General features: G+C 45.2%; 19 protein-coding genes and 1 pseudogene. 3 read left to right on the plus strand and 17 right to left on the minus strand.

Going from position 1 to position 19882, the window contains the following annotated elements; translation table 11 throughout:
• The first annotated feature begins 325 nt into the window (after positions 1–325).
• Together IEW74_RS11865 and IEW74_RS11870 are read left to right on the plus strand one after the other, a co-directional pair.
• Positions 326–1048 (plus strand): response regulator, encoded by a 723-nt coding sequence (locus IEW74_RS11865; RefSeq protein ID WP_188665313.1) that lies wholly within the window; start codon positions 326–328, stop codon positions 1046–1048.
• Positions 1045–2439 (plus strand): ATP-binding protein, encoded by a 1395-nt coding sequence (locus tag IEW74_RS11870; protein ID WP_188665316.1) that lies wholly within the window; start codon positions 1045–1047, stop codon positions 2437–2439. Before IEW74_RS11865 ends, IEW74_RS11870 begins: the two co-directional genes overlap by 4 nt.
• A gap of 24 nt (positions 2440–2463) precedes the next feature.
• On the opposite strand, the gene IEW74_RS11875 is transcribed toward IEW74_RS11870, so the two are convergent.
• The 4 genes from IEW74_RS11875 to IEW74_RS11890 form a co-directional block, all read right to left on the minus strand.
• Positions 2464–3354 carry a c-type cytochrome gene (locus IEW74_RS11875; RefSeq protein WP_188665321.1) on the minus strand — a complete coding sequence of 297 codons (891 nt, stop codon included), beginning with the start codon at positions 3352–3354 and terminating at the stop codon, positions 2464–2466.
• 21 nt (positions 3355–3375) lie between these two features.
• Entirely contained in the window at positions 3376–3846 is a 471-nt protein-coding gene (locus tag IEW74_RS11880) for a c-type cytochrome (protein WP_188665324.1), read from the minus strand.
• Between the two features lie 23 nt (positions 3847–3869).
• The gene (locus IEW74_RS11885; RefSeq protein WP_188665326.1) at positions 3870–4304 is read right to left on the minus strand and encodes a cytochrome c; all 435 of its coding nucleotides are present in this window, start codon (positions 4302–4304) and stop codon (positions 3870–3872) included.
• A gap of 71 nt (positions 4305–4375) precedes the next feature.
• Positions 4376–5608 carry a c-type cytochrome gene (locus tag IEW74_RS11890; RefSeq protein ID WP_188665329.1) on the minus strand — a complete coding sequence of 411 codons (1233 nt, stop codon included), beginning with the start codon at positions 5606–5608 and terminating at the stop codon, positions 4376–4378.
• 114 nt (positions 5609–5722) lie between these two features.
• Between IEW74_RS11890 and IEW74_RS11895 the strand changes: the two genes are divergently transcribed.
• Positions 5723–5866 (plus strand): hypothetical protein, encoded by a 144-nt coding sequence (locus IEW74_RS11895; RefSeq protein WP_188665332.1) that lies wholly within the window; start codon positions 5723–5725, stop codon positions 5864–5866.
• A gap of 234 nt (positions 5867–6100) precedes the next feature.
• On the opposite strand, the gene IEW74_RS11900 is transcribed toward IEW74_RS11895, so the two are convergent.
• The 13 genes and pseudogenes from IEW74_RS11900 to IEW74_RS11960 all read right to left on the minus strand — a co-directional run bounded on the left by IEW74_RS11900 (position 6101) and on the right by IEW74_RS11960 (position 19865).
• Positions 6101–6763 (minus strand): DsbE family thiol:disulfide interchange protein, encoded by a 663-nt coding sequence (locus IEW74_RS11900; protein WP_188665335.1) that lies wholly within the window; start codon positions 6761–6763, stop codon positions 6101–6103.
• Between the two features lie 20 nt (positions 6764–6783).
• On the minus strand, positions 6784–7053 hold the full coding sequence (locus IEW74_RS11905) for a hypothetical protein (RefSeq protein ID WP_188665338.1): 270 nt from the start codon (positions 7051–7053) through the stop codon (positions 6784–6786).
• 231 nt (positions 7054–7284) lie between these two features.
• Positions 7285–7674, minus strand: a complete 390-nt coding sequence (locus tag IEW74_RS11910) for a hypothetical protein (RefSeq protein ID WP_188665341.1) — start codon at positions 7672–7674, stop codon at positions 7285–7287.
• A gap of 206 nt (positions 7675–7880) precedes the next feature.
• Entirely contained in the window at positions 7881–8222 is a 342-nt protein-coding gene (locus IEW74_RS11915) for a copper-binding protein (RefSeq protein WP_188665344.1), read from the minus strand.
• Between the two features lie 41 nt (positions 8223–8263).
• Positions 8264–11425: an efflux RND transporter permease subunit gene (locus tag IEW74_RS11920; RefSeq protein WP_188665347.1), complete on the minus strand. Its 3162-nt coding sequence runs from the start codon at positions 11423–11425 to the stop codon at positions 8264–8266.
• Positions 11422–13155 carry an efflux RND transporter periplasmic adaptor subunit gene (locus tag IEW74_RS11925; RefSeq protein ID WP_188665350.1) on the minus strand — a complete coding sequence of 578 codons (1734 nt, stop codon included), beginning with the start codon at positions 13153–13155 and terminating at the stop codon, positions 11422–11424. The genes IEW74_RS11920 and IEW74_RS11925 overlap by 4 nt, the downstream gene beginning before the upstream one ends.
• Entirely contained in the window at positions 13152–14408 is a 1257-nt protein-coding gene (locus IEW74_RS11930; protein ID WP_188665353.1) for a TolC family protein, read from the minus strand. The genes IEW74_RS11925 and IEW74_RS11930 overlap by 4 nt, the downstream gene beginning before the upstream one ends.
• 267 nt (positions 14409–14675) lie before the next feature.
• Positions 14676–15212, minus strand: coding sequence for a Spy/CpxP family protein refolding chaperone (locus IEW74_RS11935; RefSeq protein ID WP_188665356.1), 537 nt, complete (start codon positions 15210–15212; stop codon positions 14676–14678).
• A 134-nt stretch (positions 15213–15346) separates the two neighbouring features.
• Positions 15347–15817 carry a c-type cytochrome gene (locus IEW74_RS11940; RefSeq protein WP_188665359.1) on the minus strand — a complete coding sequence of 157 codons (471 nt, stop codon included), beginning with the start codon at positions 15815–15817 and terminating at the stop codon, positions 15347–15349.
• A gap of 8 nt (positions 15818–15825) precedes the next feature.
• Positions 15826–16356: a ubiquinol-cytochrome c reductase iron-sulfur subunit gene (petA, locus tag IEW74_RS11945; protein ID WP_188665362.1), complete on the minus strand. Its 531-nt coding sequence runs from the start codon at positions 16354–16356 to the stop codon at positions 15826–15828.
• Positions 16353–17167, minus strand: a pseudogene (lgt, locus tag IEW74_RS17635) (prolipoprotein diacylglyceryl transferase). Before lgt ends, petA begins: the two are co-directional and overlap by 4 nt.
• A gap of 14 nt (positions 17168–17181) precedes the next feature.
• Positions 17182–17562, minus strand: a complete 381-nt coding sequence (locus IEW74_RS11955) for a cupredoxin domain-containing protein (protein ID WP_188665363.1) — start codon at positions 17560–17562, stop codon at positions 17182–17184.
• Positions 17559–19865, minus strand: a complete 2307-nt coding sequence (locus IEW74_RS11960) for a heavy metal translocating P-type ATPase (protein WP_188665366.1) — start codon at positions 19863–19865, stop codon at positions 17559–17561. The genes IEW74_RS11955 and IEW74_RS11960 overlap by 4 nt, the downstream gene beginning before the upstream one ends.
• Positions 19866–19882 lie beyond the last annotated feature (17 nt).

Genomic DNA, 19882 nt, shown 5'->3' on the forward strand with positions numbered 1-19882 from the left:
TCGATTTTACAATCCCAAACGCCGACATTCATATCTGGGAAACATAAGTCCAATGCAGTTTGAATTGAACGCCGCCTAAATGGAGAAGGTGCTCTCCAGTTTTAGGGGACGGGTCCAACCTGATAAGAGCGATAAAATGACACCAAAACTATCTGCCCTGTTACCCGCCGAAATCTCCTTGGGTCATCAATAGGTAAACATCTATAAATCAGCTTATGAATGCTCGTGACGTTTATGGTACGATTTTATTTTCAAAATGTTCTGTAAAACTCTGTCACACTTTTATCTTCGCATCATTTTGATAAGACAGATATAATCGGTACCCATGAGTACTTCACAGCATATACTTGTCGTAGATGACAATAAAGAAATTCGAGATTTGGTCTCACGTTTTCTGACCAAAGATGGTTATCGTGTTTCAACAGCTGGTGACGGTCGGGAAATGAAGAAGATTATATCAGATGCCCGCATTGACTTGATCTTGTTGGACCTGATGTTGCCGGGTGATGACGGTTTGACCCTTTGTCGTGATATTAGGGCGGATTCCAATATTCCGATTATTATGTTGACCGCCAAAGGCGAAGAAATTGATCGGGTTATTGGTTTAGAAATGGGGGCAGATGATTATGTTCCCAAACCTTTTGGCACCCGCGAATTGCTTGCTCGTATCAAAGCTGTTTTGAGACGTTATCACGACGTCGGTATTCCCGCTGTATCTACTGATGCGCCCATCAATTATTTGTTTGATGACTGGAAGCTTGATACGTCAAAGAGAGAGCTTATTTCGATAGATGAAGTTGTGGTTCCCTTAAGTACAGGGGAGTTTACTTTGCTGATGGCCTTGGTGGAACGTCCACAACGAGTCCTTAACAGAGATCAGCTTCTGGATATTGCAAGGGGCAGAGCATCTGTCGCCTTTGATCGGAGCATTGATACACAAGTCAGCCGATTACGCCGTAAAATCGAAAAAGACCCCAAAGCTCCGGAACTCATTAAAACGGTTTGGGGTGGGGGCTATGTTTTCACGCCTGAAGTCACAAAAGAATGAGAAGATTCCTGCCTAAAACGCTGACGACACAAACCATTTGGGTGCTGCTGATTGGCCTCAGTGTTTCACACTTTTTGAGTATGGTGATTTATTCGGGGGATCGTACGGAATCACTTTCCATGCTTGGTGGACGCAACATGGCACAACGTATTGCCAGTGTTTCCCACGTCATTATTGAAACACCGCCTGAATGGCGAGGCCGCATTGTTGCGGCATTAAATGAACCAACGTTTCGGGTGTCTATAAGTCCTGAAAGCACATTGGTTAATGTGCAAAACGATGGTGAGCAGCTAACGCTGTTAAAACAATTCCTTCGTTTTAAAATTGGTTTACCGACCAATACGCCCTTGGCTGTACAATTATTTGAAACGCCACATGATGGTGGTTTTCTCGGGCAATTTCACCCCAATCAATGGATGCATATGCAAATGATGAGCGAAATGCACGGTATTTCTGCCCATCAATCCTTACGGGTATCTTTTACCTTACCTGATGGTAAGTGGTTAAATTTCGCAACCGATATTCCAGAAAGCAATCCGTTCTGGTCACCAACCTCCATCATGTCGCTTATTTCTATGGCTGTTGCTGTTATTGTTTTGTCGATTTGGGTTGTTCGACGGTTAACAGTTCCATTACGCACCTTTGCACAAGCGGCGAGAAGGTTGGGGAAGGATGTTAAAGCTGACCCGATGATCGTATCCGGGCCCCTGGAAGTGCAGGAAGCAGCCAGAGCCTTCAACGAAATGCAGGATCGTCTTCAGCGAATGATAGAAAACCGCACCCAAATGTTGGCTGCGATCTCTCATGATTTGCGCACGCCAATTACATTAATGCGCCTTCGCTCAGAATTAGTGGAGGATGAAACAGATCGTCAAAAGATGTTGGAAACTCTGGATGAAATGGAACATATGATTTCCCTGACCCTTGAGTTTGCAAAACAGGAAGCCGAAACGGAAGAACGCCGCAAAGTGGATATATCGGCCCTTGTTAGCAGCATTTGCGATGATCTGGAAGATGCAGGCAAGGAAGTGTTGTTTGACGATTGTGAGAAAATTCTGTTTGAATGCGCACCGGTCGGCATGAAACGCGTTGTTTCAAACCTGATTGAAAATGCTGTTAAATATGGAGAGGCTGCTCAAATCTCCGTCACGATGGATACTGACGCTCTGCAAATCATTGTTTGTGATAAAGGACCGGGTATTCCCGAGGATCAATTGAAGAAAGTTCTCCAGCCGTTTTATCGTTGCGAGGCATCACGTAACCGAGATACTGGAGGGGTAGGTCTTGGGTTGAGCATCGCGCAATCCATTGTGGAGGCCCATGGCGGAGAACTTATTCTGAGTAATCGAGAGGAAGGCGGGCTTGAGGCTAAGGTGATCCTTCCTCAATAATCGACCTTCCGGATTTTTTTTGTTTCAGTCTCGCTTGCCCGCAGATTTCTTTTTAACCGGTTTGCCAAGATAGGTCGCGATCGCTTGGAGGTCTTCTTCGGTCATCTTGCCTGTGGTGTTGGTCACAACTTTTCCCATGGAACCGCCGAGGAAGTCACCTTTTGGTGTCATTCCCATTTGAAGGCTAAAAATGGTATCAGCATGACTCCAATTTGAGAACTCACTTCCATCTGAAATGAGTAGACTAGGTATTTTTTCACCTTCTGGGCTTTTTGGTTCACCTGCCAGTAAATTATCCCTATCCAATCCACCGAGGAAATTGCGAGATGTATGGCATTCAACGCAATGACTGGGGCCGTTTACCAGATAGGCACCCCGGTTCCACATGGTGCTTTTTGAAGGATCTGGGCTAAAGGGGCTATCGTCAAAGAACAACTCTTTCCAGACGATCATGCCCTCACGAATATTGAAGGGGAAAGGAACATCGTGATCGGGTGTCGGCTCAGCTACTGCCTCAACGGTGTTGAGGTAAGCTTTTAAATCAATCAGGTCCTGTCTTTTCATTTTTGCATATGAGGTATAAGGAAAAGCAGGAAAGTAATGTGATCCGTCTGGGGCGACCCCTTGCGTCATGGCCTCAATGAATTGCTCAGTTGTCCATGCGCCAATGCCATATTTTTCATCAGATGTAATATTGGGAGTGTAGAATGTCCCGAATGGTGTGGGTAAGGCGACACCTCCCGCCAAATGTTGCCCTTTGTTTTTCTTATCCGTATGGCAGGAAACGCAGCCCCCGATATCCATCACATATTTCCCTCGTTTTATAGCGTCTTCGTCGTTGTTGTTGGCGATCGCACTTGAAGAGCTCATAAGGGCTAAGGCTAAAAAGCCTGATGCATAAGAATGTTTGGACATGGGGGCTCCTGGTTTTGTTGCTTAGTCTTTTTTAAGGCGGAAATCTGTATGGCAGGTGGAACAAATTTTTCCTGTTTTTGCAAATTGCATCATTACTGCGCGCTTATCACCAGAGGCAGCGACTTCAGCGAGTTTATTGGTTTCTGTTTCTAAACTTTTGCTCAACTGTGTAAAACGATCCCAATCCTCCCAGATAGCAGGCAGGGCTTCAGTCGGCTTATCCAATGAGCCTTTTGGGAACAGGTCGTTAACTTTGGTGGAATGCTCTGCTATGGATTTGGCAGATGATTCAATTGCAGCCGGGTCAAACTTGACTTCGCCTTTTACCATTGCTGCAACGGATTTCATGTTCTTGCCAATGGCGCTCATTAGATCCATACGCTCTTTAATAACGCCCATTGCCCCACCGTGGGCGAATACAACTGTTGTGGCTGAAACAGTTATGACAGCACTGAGAGTTAAAACTTTAGTTTTAAAAGATTTTTTTTTCATTTTAGGTCTTTCTATTTGAGGGATTACATTCCATGGGCTTTATAGCGAATACCATTCTGGCTTTGGACTTCACGAATAAAGTTAATGATATTTTCCATATCATATTGAGATACTTGAGGTTGAGCCGGCATGTTGCCGTAATTCCAGTGGTGGCTTGTGACGCCTGAAACAGCAGCACGATAAAAGGACTCATCACCGTGATGGCCAGGATTGTAAATATCGTGAATTAACGGTGGTCCTTGCTCAGAACCTGAACCGTTTTCACCATGGCAAGATTCACAATTCTTCGAAAATGTTCTTTTACCGTTTACCGCTTTTGCAGACAGTTTGGCGGGCATCTTGACATCTACGATGGCAGCATTACTTGAACCGGACATCATGTTATTGACGACAACACCGATACCACTCAAGAGCAGGCCGAAAATCAATATTTTAGGGATTTGTTGGGAAAAATTCATTTGTTTCTCTTTTTCTTACCGTATAGGGCTTAGTCTGTATGCGTTTCAGTAACAATAATCATCCGCTTCCTTTAATGCATGCAGCTCATATGTCGCGGTCCCTGACATGACAGACTATTGAAGTTCCAAAGGCTTTTCATATAGGCAACCAGATTTTCAGCATCTTCTCTTGTAAGATCCTGTTCTTTCCAAGCTATCATTCTTTCATTGCGTGGCGATCCATTCAAAATCGTCAATATCAACTGTTTATCTGAATGATGCCAAGCATGCATCGTATTGTTCAAAGAAGGAGCCAGTGGTAAACCGTTGTCATCAATGGCTGCGGGATCATCCGGGTTTTCACCAATGCCATTTTTTCCATGACAGGCAAGGCAGTTATCTTCGTAGAGTTGTTTACCTGCCTTTATACGTTTCGCAGAACTATATTGATGACCTTCAAAGCTGGCCCAGCTGTTACCGCTATCTTTACTGATCATCATGGCACCTGTATCTGACACACCGTAGATATGTTTGGGATTACGAGGGTCAATAGTGACGTTTAACAATGCGCGGTTCTGGAAAAATTTTGCCCCACGTTTCCACTTAAGGCTTTTTTCTGAAGAACTGATATATCCATAGTCATAGATAAATGCATGGATTTCCCCTTGCTTGGTCACTTCAAGGGAGACGACAGGTTTGTCTATTGGGCCAATATTTTTCCAGGTCTTGGCTCCGTCTTCACTTTTCAACAGACCATTGAATGTTCCTGCATAAACGGTCTGGGGATTTAGGGGGGAAACAGCAATTTCAAATATGCGTTCACCTTGGATCGGGCTGATCACTTGCCAAGTTTTACCGCCATCACGACTTGCCTGAATTGCTTCATCTACACCATAAAGAATACGTGGATTGATCGGACTGATGGTCATGGCATAAAAGGATGCTTTCCCTTTTGCGCCTTCACCGAGTTCCTGCCAATTGCGTCCGCCATCTTCTGTGCGAACAACGCCCATCTTTTCTGTCTTGCTGACATAGCCACTAGCAAACATGACATTTGGATTGTTTGGATGAGAAATCAGTTCCATAAAATAGCCGGGTGTTTTGTTTAATTTTTTGACTAGGCCGTTGTCACGTACCGTAAAGATGCCATGCGGTGTGGATACGGTGAATTTTTCTTGATCCTTTGGATTGAAAACGATCCCACTGACATCTTTCAGTTGATGAAGGTAAACATCTTGTTTCGGATTTTCTGCATAGACAGATGAAGCAATGAAAATGCCTACTGCCATGATTGATGCTATTTTGGCAAATGCCCTGTTATTCACGAGTTTTTTTCCCCACGTTCCTTTGGTTCAACATAATCGACCATGGTTTTGATACATTGGGGAACCTGTTCGATATCACAGCCAATTAGTTTGGCATATCCAAGTGTTTCGCTCATGGCCTCTCGCAGTTCCTCAAATGTTTTAATGACGATGGTACGTGCAATTGGTGAAATGCTTTACTTTGTGGAATTGCATTTTCAAATCACCTATCTCAGCGCCCTTTCGTGGAAGTTATTTTCACGAGAAGTCATGTCGTAAGTATGTCCGGAACACAGAAGAGCATGACAAAGTTTGACAATTGCCGGGTTTGACAAATTTTGTCACAAAATTCTCTTTTTACGGGTGTCGTGTTGGTTCATGGCATTGTTGTCTATTTTGATAAAGGCACTGATGGACCCGTGTACTGAAAATACCAAATCGTTGCTTGAGTTCTTTTATCGACAATGACTCTTCGGCAAGTTATCGCGCTTTGACAATTTCCTGAACGCGTCCCTACAAATCTTTCGATGCTGGATCAACAGCCTTTTCTTCATTTGTATTCTGGGGGAAGACATGTTCAGTTTGTCTTTCATTTTGGGTGATTAAAGGCAGAATATCTCGGTTAAATTGCTCAGAATTAATACTTCCCATATGCCGATATATGACCTGTCCGTTTGCGTTGATCACAAAAACTTCGGGGAGACCATAAACACCCCAGCTTGCAGCGACATCGCCATTTAGATCTGCGCCAATTTTTTTAAAAGGGTTACCATGTCTATCCAGCCAAAGGCGGACATCTTTGGGAGGATCTTTATAATTCAGACCATAAACTGGAATTTGTTGTTGTTGTGTTAGTTCTACAAGCACAGAATGGTTTTCCTGACATTCGTCACACCAAGATGCAAAAACGCTAATGAGTGAAATTTGGCCTGTAAAATCACCTGAATTCAAGCCGGACAGCTCCCCTTTAACAGGAGGAAGCGAAAAATCAGGAACGTTGGTTCCGATGGTTGAGGTGGTCTCTTTGGTGTTTAAGAAATTGTAACTGCCAAAGAGAACGACGATCAGAGCCAGAATGATCAAAACAGGTAGGTAGGTTACGACATATTTCTTATGTTTGATGTCTGCCTGTTTTGATACGTGGTGGTGAAGGTGAATGCTATGGTGGCTGCCCATGACAAACTCCTTTTGTAAAATTAAGAGGTGGTTTTAGGGATGCCGTGAGGGGTGGCGTTTTGTTGTTTGTTTTCTTTTTTGTCGTGCTCATGTGATCCATGACAGCTCTTGCCGGTCATTTTCATCATAAGGAAATGAACACCGATACAGGCGATTAACGGAGCTAATGCGGCCAAAGTACTTCCTTGTGCAATACCACTGGCAAACAGAAAATAAGCACCAACCATTGCAAGACAACAAATCAACATCATGCCCATGTGGGAACCAAAGAATGATTTGAGGTGTTTCATGTTAATCTCCGTTTTTAACAGGGGGAATGAAGGTAAAGGGAAATCACGAGAGGATCCTTTTTTCTCTCAGTTGATCAATTGCATTAAACATCAATTTCATTACGAGAGTTTGTCGAAGAGTAGGGTTGTCACAATTTGCAACAATTTTTTGTGTGATAGTTTCCTTCAATACATAAAAAACGAGCTGAGTAATCTCAGCTCGTTTTTATTCAAAATCTTGTCAATTTTACATCAATTGATTTTATAGTAGACTTTTTTGTCATCGTCATATGAATGATCTGCAGCCCATTCACTTTGTTCATGCGGCGCTTTTTGAACCATGTTGGTTCCATATTTAGGGTTGGGAACCTGAACAACCTTGAAATACGTTCCGTTATCATCAGGTGTATAACCAGGTTGTGGAGTGCTTGATGTTTTCGTTACGGTCATCATCTTGCTGTCAGGGTAATAGCCGGTATCTTCTTGCACGGTTTTTGTCCGTGTATATTGGTAGGGACCGTCATCATGCGAGAAACCGGGTTTCCATGTATTGGAATACTCGGTGACAGAACCGGCTTGGGCACCAAAAGAGATGGCTGTCGTTGCGAGAAGAGCGAGTGCAAAAAGTGAAGAGCGTTTCATAAGTTTTCCTCTTGTTAGGTTAGTATGTTTCGCTGAAGAGGAATATGGCGGACAGGCTTGTCAGTTGTTTGTCCTGATTGTGTCTTTTTGCAACAAAGACATCTTAAATTGAAACAAAATATTTCGATCTATCTATCTGACAAATAATAAACAAAAGAGGTGCTCGCTAAGCACCTCTTTTGATCATGTACAAAGAATGAAACGGCTTAATGAGCCATTTTAATCCCCATAATTTCATACATGCCGCTTTTGCCTTTACCTAAAGTAAAGTCTACTTTTTGACCAGCTTTGACGTTGCTAACATCAACACCTTCAGCAACTGTAAAATCCATTTTCATGGGAGGCCAGCCCAATTCTTTAATTTTTCCGTGAGCGATATTGATCTTGCCATCTTTAACGCCATTGACTGTGCCGGAGGCATGAATACCTTCCATTGTCATTTCATGGCCTTTCATTTCTTTCATAGTGTGCCCATCATCTGCCAACGCAGCAGTGCTTAGAAAGCCAATGCTTAAGGCAGCCAAAGCGATAGAGAGAAGTTTTTTCATTTAAGTTTTCCTTTTATGGAGTTGAATTAAGAGGTGATCAATCAAGAAGCCGCTTCTTGGGCTTCAAGTTTTTTGAGCTGTTTTTCTGCCCGTTTCATCTGCGCGCGTTTCCACAACACAAACACAGCCGGGATGATGAGCAGAGCGAGGGCTGTGGCACTGATCATGCCGCCCACCATGGGGGCCGCGATGCGTCGCATGACTTCTGATCCTGTGCCGGTACCAAACATAATCGGGAGAAGCCCTGCAATAACGACAGAGAATGTCATCATAATGGGCCGGACACGTAATAACGCACCTTCAATGACCGATTTATCAAGGTCTTCCCGTGTGATCTGACGATCTGCGACACGATCCATTTGGCGGTCAAGAGCTTGGTTCAGGTAGACGAGCATCAATACTCCGATCTCGACCGCTACACCTGCCAAGGCAATAAAGCCCACACCGACAGCTACTGAAAAGTTGTATCCCAAAAGATAAAGAAGCCAGACACCTCCCACCAGAGCAAAGGGTAGTGTGCCCATGATGATGCCCACCTCAACCAGGTTTTTGAAATTGAGGAATAATAAGACAACGATAATGGCAATCGTCACAGGGACCACGATGGAAAGCTTCTGTTTGGCGCGTTCCATAAATTCATACTGACCTGACCAAGCAATAGAATACCCAGCAGGCAGCTTGATCTGATCGGCGACTGCCTGTTTTGCATCCACAACATAAGACCCGAGGTCTCGATCTGCAATATCGACATAGATCCAACCATTGAGACGGGCATTTTCTGAGCGGATCATACCCGGCCCACCGACCACTTTGACGTTCGCAACTTCTGCCAAGGGGATTTGTGCGCCACTTGGTGTTACAATTGGCAGGGTTTTAACCTGATCAACAGAATCACGCACATCACGTGGGTAACGTAAGTTGACAGGGTAGCGTTCACGGCCTTCCACCGTGCGTGTCACTGTCATTCCGCCGATAGCAGTTTTGACAACATCTTGAACATCTTGAATGTTCAGGCCGTAACGCGATGCCGCTGCACGATCAATATCGACGGTGACATATCGCCCACCTGTTACGCGTTCCGCATAAACAGAGGCTGTCCCTTCCACATTCTTGATAACCTTTTCAATCTCTTCACCTACTTTGGCAATGACTTCAAGGTCAGGGCCTGCGACTTTAATCCCGACAGGTGTTTTAATCCCTGTTGCCAGCATATCAATGCGGTTTTTAATCGGCATGATCCAAGTATTGGTCAGGCTTGGCACATCAACGATTTGATCAAGTTCTCGCTTCAGATCGTCCATAGTCAGACCTTCACGCCACTGATCTTTTGGTTTCAGTTTAATCGTTGTTTCAATCATGGTCAGTGGAGCCGGGTCGGTGGCACTTTCTGCACGACCGGCCTTACCGTAAACCGTTTCCACCTCGGGGATGGTTTTGATCAGTTTGTTTGTCTGTTGGACAACCTCACTCACCTTGCCAACTGAAATGGCTGGGAAGGCACTGGGCATATAAAGCAAATCGCCTTCGTCCAGTTCTGGCATAAACTCGCTGCCCAAATTTTTAAGCGGCCAGATCGCGCTCATTGCCACGACAAGACAGACAACGATTAGCGTTTTTGGGAAACGTAATGCCGTATTGATAAAGGGGCGATACATGGCGATCAAAGCGCGGTTGACCGGGTTCTTATGTTCATGAACCACATGACCACGGATGAAATAGCCCATCAAAACAGGAACAAGTGTAATCGACAAAATTGCCGCTGCGGCCATCGCATACGTTTTTGTAAATGCGAGTGGGGAAAATAGACGACCTTCTTGTGCTTCAAGTGTGAAGACAGGCACGAAGCTCAACGTAATGATTAGCAGGGAAAAGAACAGCGGTGCGCCGACCTCACCAGCAGCTTGTGAAATCACCCGCCATCGGTTTTCGTCATTGAGTTCCGTTTTCTCCATATGTTTATGGACATTTTCAATCATCACAATGGCGGCATCGACCATCGCCCCAATAGCAATGGCAATCCCCCCCAAAGACATGATGTTGGCGTTGATGCCCTGTTGTCCCATGATAATGAAGGCGGCGATGATACCAACAGGCAAGCTCGCGACAATCACAAGCGCAGAACGCACATGGAAAAGGAAGATTGCGCAGACAAGGGCAACGACAATAAATTCCTCAATCAGTTTTTCTTGTAGTGTTTCTACAGCGCGTTCAATCAAGCCGGAACGGTCATAGGTTTCAACAATTTCCACCCCTTCAGGAAGACCTTTTTTAAGTTCTTCAATCTTGGCTTTTGCGGCATCAATTGTGGTTAGGGCATTTTCGCCCCAACGCATGATGATTACGCCGCCCACAGCTTCACCTTCACCATTGAGTTCGCCAATACCACGGCGAAGTTGAGGGCCTACACGAATCTCCGCGACATCCCCCATGGTGATCGGCGTACCTGTTGATGTTGCGCCTAAAGGAATGGCACGTAAATCATCCTCTGACTGAACATAACCCGTTGCGCGAACCATATATTCGGCTTCTGCCATCTCAATCACTGAACCGCCAACTTCTTGGTTGCCGTTTATGATAGCCATGCGAACTTTTGATAAAGGAAGGCTAAACGCACGTAGGCGATCAGGATCAACAATAACCTGATATTGTTTTACCATCCCGCCAATCGTAGCGACCTCTGAAACGCCGGGAACGGTTTGCAGTTCATATTTCAAGAACCAGTCTTGAATAGAGCGTAGTTGTGATAAGTCATGTTTGCCTGATTTATCAACCAATGCATATTGATAAACCCAACCCACACCCGTTGCATCCGGCCCTAAAGCTGCACGCGCTTCGGGTGGAAGGTTTGGCGCAACTTGACTGAGATATTCCAGCACGCGAGAACGTGCCCAATAAAGGTCGGTTCCATCCTCAAAAATGACATATACGTATGAATCCCCAAAGAAGGAATAGCCCCTTACGTTGGTTGCACCCGGCACAGATAACATGGCTGTTGTTAACGGATAAGTGACCTGATCTTCAACCACTTGGGGGGCCTGACCGGGGTAGCTGGTCTTGATGATCACCTGAACGTCGGAAAGATCGGGGATCGCATCCAGCGGTGTTTTCATCACCGTGTAGGAACCCCAACCAACGAATAGAAGAGTCAGTAAGATAACGATCAATCTGTTATTCACGGACCATTGAATAATATTGGAAATCATTGGGCGTTACCCTTTTCCAATACTTTAACGCTTCCTAAGCCAAACATACCTTCAGAATCTTTGGAAAGGCCAAAGCGAATTTTGTCACCCGCGTTTAACTCTGAAAGGTCAAAATCACCTAATTTTGTGAAATCCATTTCCATTTCAGGCCATCCAATTTCAGGAATGGGGGCATGTTTCATATTAAGGGTGTTATTTTCAACCGACACTGAATTGATAACCCCCTCTCCATAAGCTTCGATTTTAGGGCCTGACATAGGCATAATTTTGGAAATACCCCACATGCCTTCATCATCTTGGGCAAGGGTAATATGGACGCTATCATTCTCTTTAAGGCCATCCAGTGATGCGCCTTGCAAAAGTTTGAAATCCATTGTCATTGCAGGCCATCCGATTGATGCAATTGGATCATGTGTCAAATTGACCATAGCGTGATCGGGCATAAGGGCGTTAACCTTTGCCATAGCTGTTGGGGCGGTAGTTTCGTCAGCTTTGTTATCAGCTTCTTCAGTATCTGATAGGCGTTGAATACTGGCTGAAAGGCTGGCTTCTGAATCGATCAGGAACTGACCGGATGTCACCACCTTGTCATTTTCTGAAATACCTTTGACAATTTCAATACGTTGATTGGCCTCAATGCCGCTAATGACTTCAACGGATTTAAAACGTCCTTCCCCCAAGGCCAAAATCAAACGATCTCGTTTACCAGAGCGAATGACAGCTTCTCTTGGCACAGTAAGAACATCGTCTTTACCAACACCTGAAATGCTAACTTTGGCATACATGTTGGGTTTCAGTTCTTCATCAGGATTATCAAACTTAAGACGCACCTTGAGAGTGCGTGCCTTAGCATCAAGCGTGGGATAGATATATTCCACCCGTCCTTCCCAGTGTTTGCCGGGGGCATATGACAAGCTCATGGAAGCATCTTGCCCAACTTTTACCGCTTGAGCCTGATCTTCAAACACATCAGCCAGTAACCAGACAGACGATAGGTCAGCTAACGTAAATGTGCTTTGTTGTTGAGTGATATACATGCCATCACGCACATTCATGCTTGAGACAACACCATCTTGTGGAGCGCGAATTTGAACAAGGCGCTGTATTTTTCTTGTTTTTCGAAGCTGGTCAATTTGATCGCGATTGAAATCAAGGGCACGTAGGCGTTCGGCCGAAGCCGCAATCAATCCGGTGCGTCTGGTTTGTAGGGCCTGGAGGTATTCTGCTTGGGCGTTCGCAAGATCGGGTGAATAGTATTCGAACAGCAATTGGCCCCGCTTCACCCGTTCACCGACAGATTTTACGCCCAAATGTTCAATCCAACCATCTGAGCGGACATGAACCTGTTTGATCTTGCTTTCGTCATAATTCAGATAGCCGACTGTCTCAATATTTTGGGATAAATCCAAACGTTTGACAGACGCCGTTCTGACGCCAATATTATTAACGACGGAAGCTTTGATCTTAATCGCGTTGCTATCATCGTCGTTATTTTCAGCACCCTCATAGACAGGGATTAAGTCCATACCCATCGGGGATTTACCGGGCTTATCGCTACGGAAATTCGCATCCATCGGGGCAACCCAATAGAGGATTTTCTTTTCCGCGCTGGCGCTACTTCCCACGCCATCTGCCGAGCTATTCAAAATACCGGATTGCTGGAGGCCATACATACCGATTGCGCCCAACAGTCCTGCGGATAGGGCGATCACAACTGTCTTTGAACTCACAGCGTTTCTCCTTGAAGATATTGAAGGCGAGCAAGTGATTTTGAGCTGTCTATTTGAAGACGCAGATGTTTAAGGCGTGCTTCCAGTTCAGCGACACGGGCGCGAACCAGTTCATCAAAATCAGATGCTTCATATTGATAGGCGGTAATCGCAGCTGATACATTGTCTTGGGCGCGTTTAAGGATTTGGCTTTCAAAATTTTCAAGACGTTCTTTCGTACGATTATAGTTCGCGATTTCTGAACGATATTCTTGAGTTAGTTCGCGTAATTGCTCATCTGCACGAAGGCGTGCGGCAGCAGCTTGGTGTTTGCTCGCGCTGAGTTTTCGGTCTTGGCGTTTGTCGGTGAAGAGAGGAATGCTCATTGTGAGTTTAAAACTGACGAGATCAGCTCGCTCCTGCCCCATGGGCGTATCTTCTCGATAGCCATATGATGCACCAACGCCGAATTTTGGTGCATAGTCAGCTTCTGCAAGTTTGACACGTTTTTTGGATGCTTCTTCTTGTTCATTGAACATTTTCAGAGAGGGGTGCTTTGTGAGTGCATCCAAGAAAGTGATTTCATCTAACGGGAGAGCCAATGCAGGTAGATCATCAGGCAATGTTCTGGCATTTGCATTTTCACCAATCCATTTGCTGATGTTTGCTTTGGTAACATCAAGGTTTTTAAGAGCATCTAAGGATCGATCATCAAGAAGACTAGAAGCAAGTTCAGCTGCGAGAACTCTTTGCGCACTGATACGGCCCGAACTGTAACTTGCCTGCACAGACTTGATGTCATCTTCAACCAAATCTCTGTAATCTTCTAGAATCAGTAAAGCTTTTTTCCAATATAGGGCTTCTAGGTAAGATAGGCGTACAGCCTTAAGGGAAAGGAGTTTCCTTGTTGTCTCATTTGCTTGATCTACACGAGAAAGGGCTGATGCGATTTCAGATTTGGCATCAAGTGCACTGAAATTTGGGATTTGTTGTGTGATGCCGACCTGAAACTGGGTCATGGCTTCCTGGTCGGTATTAAAGGTATCAGTGGGCAGATTTAAGGCCCCAAGACTGATCATAGGGTCGGGAAGTTGTCCTTCTGCAATAGCAAGCTCTTCTTGAGCTTTTGAATTGCTCTGAAATTGCTTTGATAAGGGGTCCGCTGCTAGAGTAAGGTTTTCCGCTTCTGAGAGACTGAGCTCCTGAGCGAAAACGACGGTACTAAAAAGGGACAACGTAAGAAAGCTCACGCTTAAGGTACGTAATTTTCTCATTTGTACGCACCCTTTTGAAATCTATAGCCGACCGACATTCTTTATCCTTTCATTCATCATTGTTTTGCAGTGCAAAATTTTAGTTGAGATGAATGTGAAGAAAAAATGTGACTAATGTTTTTCAATGACTAGGGTAGTTTGTGCCAAATTGTGACAAACTTTGACCAAATCCTGCAAGCCAGTTTCTCCCTTCTAAAGCCGCACAAAAAAAGAAGCCCACAATCCTGTAGGCTTCTTCACTGTTAACCTTATTTATCGCCTGAAGGATTATTCAGACATATGAGGTGCAGAGTTCATCATATAGCCACCGCCATAATTCCCACCACAGGGCATATCTGCAAATGTTGGGGTAGATTTGAAAATTTCAGCTTGTTCTGCTGTCAAGACTTTCAAGAGGGCAGCTTCAGCCGTTTCAAGGGCCTTTGCATCTTCGCTGTGGGCATCCCACATGCTTTTCATATAATTCTGACGATCTTCGAAGCTCATTTCATGCATGGTTTGTGGATCCATACTTTCATGTTGGGTTTCAAAGTTTTCTTCTGTGGTTTTTAACGTATTGATATAAGCTGTCCATGCAGGAATTTGCTCATCTGTGAGTTTGAGCTTTGTTTTCAGCTCGTCAGTCGTAAGCGGTTTGACCTGCATATATTGGCTCATATGGCCATAGCCGCCTCCCATCATCATGCCCATCATACCGCCGCCCATCCGTTGCCCATTTTGTGGACCATGTGCAAAAGCGCTGTAAGAAGCTACGGCGACAATAGCAAGTGCTGCTACGGACGAAATCAAAAAAGTGCGTTTCATTTTAACTTCCCCTATTTTGAAATGAAGAGCCCTAAGCTCCTTATATTCTTAATATTATAATACGGTAATGTAACGAGCATGTGTCTGAAAACATTAAAGTTGTGACAAAGTTTGTCATTTCCCTTTTTTGTGTTCTATTGAGACTTTTCTTGTTCGCTCACCTTGGTCTGGAACTCCAACTGTTTCTCTTTCCAGGACGTTTTGATATAGGCAAGGGCTGCCCAGATTTTTTCATCTGATAAGCTTTTTGAGAAAGGCTGCATGGCGCTTTTAAAATCTTTTCCGGCAATCGCCTGACCGCCTTCCTTAACGTATTTGAATAAGAGCTGATCGCCATGGTGCCATGTATGACCATCGCCATTATGAGGAGGGGCGTATTGGGTTCCATCTTCTTTTGTGCGCTTCCAATCCGGGTCTTCCCCTTCAAAGTTTACCCCATGGCAGGAGGCACAATTTTGATCATACACCTGTTTCCCAAGCGCGACTTGATGGGTATTTTTAGGATCAGCTCCACCGGCTGTACCTGCGAACTGGAAATAACTAAACGTTGCCACACCGACGCTAAATAGGACTGCAAAAGAAACTGCGAGAGCATTTTTATTCATATCTTTTCTTATCCAATCTGAAGAATATCATTTGCTTTAAAAGTGTAGGGAGGAATAGCAAGGTTGCGCGGCGCAGGCCCTTTCCTGATCCGCCCGGATTGATCATAATGGGAACCATGGCAAGGACAAAACCATCCTCCCCAGTCACCTCTTGGGTCTCCCTCTTTTTGCCCCATCGGGATGCACCCTAAGTGAGTACAAACACCAATAGCGACAAGCCATTGTGCTTTTTGCACACGGTCTTGATCTGTTTGAGGGTCACGTAAATCCTCTATTTTTTCAGAACGGATTTTCTGCACGGTGTTTTCACTTCTGTACTCAATGAAAACAGGTTTTCCCCGCCAAATGACTGTAATACGCTGACCCTCTTCAATAGGAGAAATATCAACCTCAGTCGTTGCCAAAGCAGCAACATCTTTAGCAGGCATCATGGAGCCAATGAACGGCCAAAGGGCAAGGGCCGTACCAGAAAGACCAATCGCAGTCGTACCCAGCAACAAAATATCGCGACGGTTAGGCTGTGAAACTGTTGTGCTCATGTGACAATCTCCTTCTGACTTTCTACTGACGGCTTTTTAAAGATAGCGTAGACGATCAAGCCAACTCCGATCACAATCATAGGAGCGGAAAGCCACTGTCCCATGGTGGAACCACCCGTTAAAAAGCCGATTTGAACGTCCGGTTGGCGAAACAGTTCAACAAATGAGCGTGCCAAGCCGTAACCGATCAAGAATACCCCGGTCGATACCCCTCGACGTTCCCGCACAGCAGAAAATCGCACCAGAATATTTAGAATGGCAAAAAGCAATAGGCCTTCCAGGGCGGCCTCATAGAGTTGGCTCGGATGTCTGGGGGCTTCTCCCCCGTTCGGAAAAACCACACCCCAGGCAACATCCGTAACCCGACCATAAAGTTCACCGTTGATAAAGTTTGCGACCCGCCCGAACAACAAACCAATAGGAGCTGCCGTTGCCACCAAATCAGCAAGAAGCATAACTTCAATCTTTTCTTGCGGGCGTATAGGTAGGTTGCGACGACTACACCCAAAAAGCCACCATGAAAGGACATGCCACCCTTCCACACTTCTAAGATTGCCATCGGATTGCTGGCGTAATAATCCAGATTATAGAACATAACATAACCGCCCCGACCACCGATGATGACACCGACAATGGCCCAGAACAGGAAATCATCCACGTTTTCTGATGTAATGGCATGCTTGAAACGACCACACATGCATTTGATGTAGGCCCAGCCCAACATCAAACCAGCAATATAGGCAAGCGCATACCAGCGAATGGCAAAGGGTCCGATTTGAATAAGGACAGGATCAATATCAGGAAAAGACATCTCTACTCTCCTACTTAAGCGCTTACCAATAGCTTGCCTCGATACATGCTCATTTGACAGGTGAACTCAAACTCTCCAGTCTCGCTTGGTGTAAAATCAATGTTGATTTCTTTGCCTTCAGGGAGCTTTTCACTTTTTTCAAAATCAGGCAAAACGACCATTTCAGAACAGGAGGCATTTTCTTCGCGTCTAAAAGTCAATCGGACAGGGATGTCTTTTTTGACCGAAATGGTGTCAGGTGTATATCCGCCTTTAACAATGATCAATTGCTTCTGTATTCCGTCCGTGACGGCAATGTTGGGCTGTGAGTTTTTCGGCTTCATCCAGAAAAACTTGATGATGAGCGCAATCAGAAAGAAGCTGGATATTGTGACTAAGATTTGGTCCCAGGTCATGATTTTGCTCCTTTCGGTTTATAGAAACGCAGACGATTGGCATTGCTAACGACGGTGACAGAACTGAAAGCCATTGCCCCACCCGCAATAATCGGGGAGAGCAAAATACCGAAGAACGGATAAAGTACGCCCATGGCAACCGGAATACCCAGAACATTATAGCCAAATGCCCCAAGCAGGTTTTGTTTAACGTTGCGCATGGTTGCCCGACTGATATCCATCGCCGTTACAACACCTTTCAGGCTTCCCTTAATCAACGTTATATCGGCTGCTTCAATAGCAACATCTGTTCCGCTGCCAATTGCCAAACCGATATCGGCAGCAGCCAAAGCAGGTGCATCATTAATACCATCGCCAACCATGGCAACGACCTTACCCCGTGATTGCAGTTTTTGAACTTCATGGGCTTTTTGTTCTGGCAAAACTTCAGCCAAAACATGATCAACACCGACCTCCTTGGCAATCGCCTCTGCGGTCACTTTGTTATCCCCTGTAATCATGAAGACTTCCAATCCCATACGATGAAGCTGCGCAATGGCTTCTTTAGAATCAGCTTTGACTTTATCAGCTACGGCAAAGACGGCTGCGGCCTTTCCATCAATGGCAATCAAAATTGGCGTTTTACCTTTTGGAGTATAAATTTCAGCGATATCAATCAGGCCGTCCACTGCCACACCTTGTTCGGACAAAAACTTGGATGTGCCTATCAGAACGTTTCGCCCCTCAACAGTCCCTGAAATACCATGTCCAGTTACGGCCTTAACATCATGAGCAGGCACCAGTGACAGGTCTGCCTGTTTTGCGCCTTCGACAACCGCTTCGGCCAACGGATGTTCTGACAGGGCCTCTAATGATGCCGCCAATTTCAAGACCTCATTGTCTTCAAAATCGGGCATAACAGTGATATCGGTCAGAGCAGGCTTACCTTCTGTGATCGTTCCTGTTTTATCCAATATAATGGCATTGATTTTTTCTGCTGTTTGTAAGGCGTCACCTGATCGGATCAAAATACCATTTTCAGCCCCTTTACCAATACCAACAGTTAAGGATGTCGGCGTTGCTAGCCCCAAAGCACAAGGACACGCAATAATCAGCGTTGTTACCAGTGATATGATCGCAAAGATAAAGCGCGGCTCTGGGCCGAAATTATACCACCCCATAAAGGCTAACAAAGACAGGATCATAACCGTCGGGACAAAGAAGGCGGCAACCTGATCGACAATCCGCTGGATCGGCGCTTTCGATCCTTGGGCTTGCTGGACCAAACGAATGATATTGGCAAGTGCAGTATCCTTACCCACCTTTGTTGCCCGGAAATAGAATGTGCCATTTTTATTGATCGTCGCACCGATAACTTCATCCCCAACAGATTTCTCAGCCGGAATGGGTTCACCTGTAATCATGGATTCATCGACACTGCTGGCCCCTTCTGTCACAATCCCGTCAACAGGGATTTTCTCTCCGGGGCGCACAAGTACAATGTCATCAACAAGGACTTCCTCAACAGGGATTTCCTTTTGTGTTCCACCGCGAATAACTCGTGCTGTTTTAGCTTGAATGCCAATCAATTTTTTGATCGCTTCAGATGTTTTCCCTTTGGCTTTGCTTTCCATGGCAAGCCCTAAAACCACCAAGGCAATGACAACCGAGGTGACATCCCAGAAAGGTTCTGCTGCAGCTTCTTTTGGAAAAATATGAGGGAATAGTGTTGCAACAATTGAATAAAGATAAGCAGCACTTACGCCCACCGAAATCAGCGTATGCATATTGGCGGAGCGATGCTTAAGTGCAGCCCACATTCCGGTAAAGAACTGCGAACCTGACCAGAAAAGAACAAAAGTCGTCAACACCCCTTGGATCATCCAGACGATTTGTCGTTCCAGACTTTCCGGGGGCATGAATTCATTTAGCCCAGGGATGAGTTGAGGATACATCAAGAGCACGTTCGGAATGGAGATAGCGCCTGCCAACCAGAATTTTTTCATCAAGGTCTGGTATTCAGCCAGCTTTTCAGCCTCTTCCTTTTGCAAGGATTCCTCGCTGTCATCACGGGGCTCTACGGCAGAATATCCGGCTTCTTTGATCACTTGTCGAATGGCCGAGACTGAGACGATATCAGAATCAAACCCAATTTCCACTGTCGAAGCCGCAAAATTAACACTGGCTGTGTGAATCCCTTGTTGGGCGAGCAAGGCCTTTTCAATAGTTGCAACACAGGAGGCGCAGCCCATCCCTTTAAGACCTAACCGTACAGATGAAATAGACGGCGAAACCTCGTTTTTATGATGATGAGCATGTAACATGATGACCTCCTCTTTTT

The sequence above is a fragment of the Terasakiella brassicae genome, assembly GCF_014641495.1.
Lineage (GTDB): Bacteria > Pseudomonadota > Alphaproteobacteria > Rhodospirillales > Terasakiellaceae > Terasakiella > Terasakiella brassicae.

Excerpts from the sequence above, each read along its gene's own strand:
- IEW74_RS11865 (WP_188665313.1), top strand. The coding sequence starts at position 326 with ATGAGTACTTCACAGCATATACTTGTCGTAGATGACAATAAAGAAATT.
- IEW74_RS11870 (WP_188665316.1), top strand. The coding sequence starts at position 1,045 with ATGAGAAGATTCCTGCCTAAAACGCTGACGACACAAACCATTTGGGTG.
- IEW74_RS11875 (WP_188665321.1), bottom strand. The coding sequence starts at position 3,354 with ATGTCCAAACATTCTTATGCATCAGGCTTTTTAGCCTTAGCCCTTATG.
- IEW74_RS11880 (WP_188665324.1), bottom strand. The coding sequence starts at position 3,846 with ATGAAAAAAAAATCTTTTAAAACTAAAGTTTTAACTCTCAGTGCTGTC.
- IEW74_RS11885 (WP_188665326.1), bottom strand. The coding sequence starts at position 4,304 with ATGAATTTTTCCCAACAAATCCCTAAAATATTGATTTTCGGCCTGCTC.
- IEW74_RS11895 (WP_188665332.1), top strand. The coding sequence starts at position 5,723 with ATGGCCTCTCGCAGTTCCTCAAATGTTTTAATGACGATGGTACGTGCA.
- IEW74_RS11900 (WP_188665335.1), bottom strand. The coding sequence starts at position 6,763 with ATGGGCAGCCACCATAGCATTCACCTTCACCACCACGTATCAAAACAG.
- IEW74_RS11905 (WP_188665338.1), bottom strand. The coding sequence starts at position 7,053 with ATGAAACACCTCAAATCATTCTTTGGTTCCCACATGGGCATGATGTTG.
- IEW74_RS11910 (WP_188665341.1), bottom strand. The coding sequence starts at position 7,674 with ATGAAACGCTCTTCACTTTTTGCACTCGCTCTTCTCGCAACGACAGCC.
- IEW74_RS11915 (WP_188665344.1), bottom strand. The coding sequence starts at position 8,222 with ATGAAAAAACTTCTCTCTATCGCTTTGGCTGCCTTAAGCATTGGCTTT.
- IEW74_RS11920 (WP_188665347.1), bottom strand. The coding sequence starts at position 11,425 with ATGATTTCCAATATTATTCAATGGTCCGTGAATAACAGATTGATCGTT.
- IEW74_RS11930 (WP_188665353.1), bottom strand. The coding sequence starts at position 14,408 with ATGAGAAAATTACGTACCTTAAGCGTGAGCTTTCTTACGTTGTCCCTT.
- IEW74_RS11935 (WP_188665356.1), bottom strand. The coding sequence starts at position 15,212 with ATGAAACGCACTTTTTTGATTTCGTCCGTAGCAGCACTTGCTATTGTC.
- IEW74_RS11940 (WP_188665359.1), bottom strand. The coding sequence starts at position 15,817 with ATGAATAAAAATGCTCTCGCAGTTTCTTTTGCAGTCCTATTTAGCGTC.
- petA (WP_188665362.1), bottom strand. The coding sequence starts at position 16,356 with ATGAGCACAACAGTTTCACAGCCTAACCGTCGCGATATTTTGTTGCTG.
- IEW74_RS11955 (WP_188665363.1), bottom strand. The coding sequence starts at position 17,562 with ATGACCTGGGACCAAATCTTAGTCACAATATCCAGCTTCTTTCTGATT.
- IEW74_RS11960 (WP_188665366.1), bottom strand. The coding sequence starts at position 19,865 with ATGTTACATGCTCATCATCATAAAAACGAGGTTTCGCCGTCTATTTCA.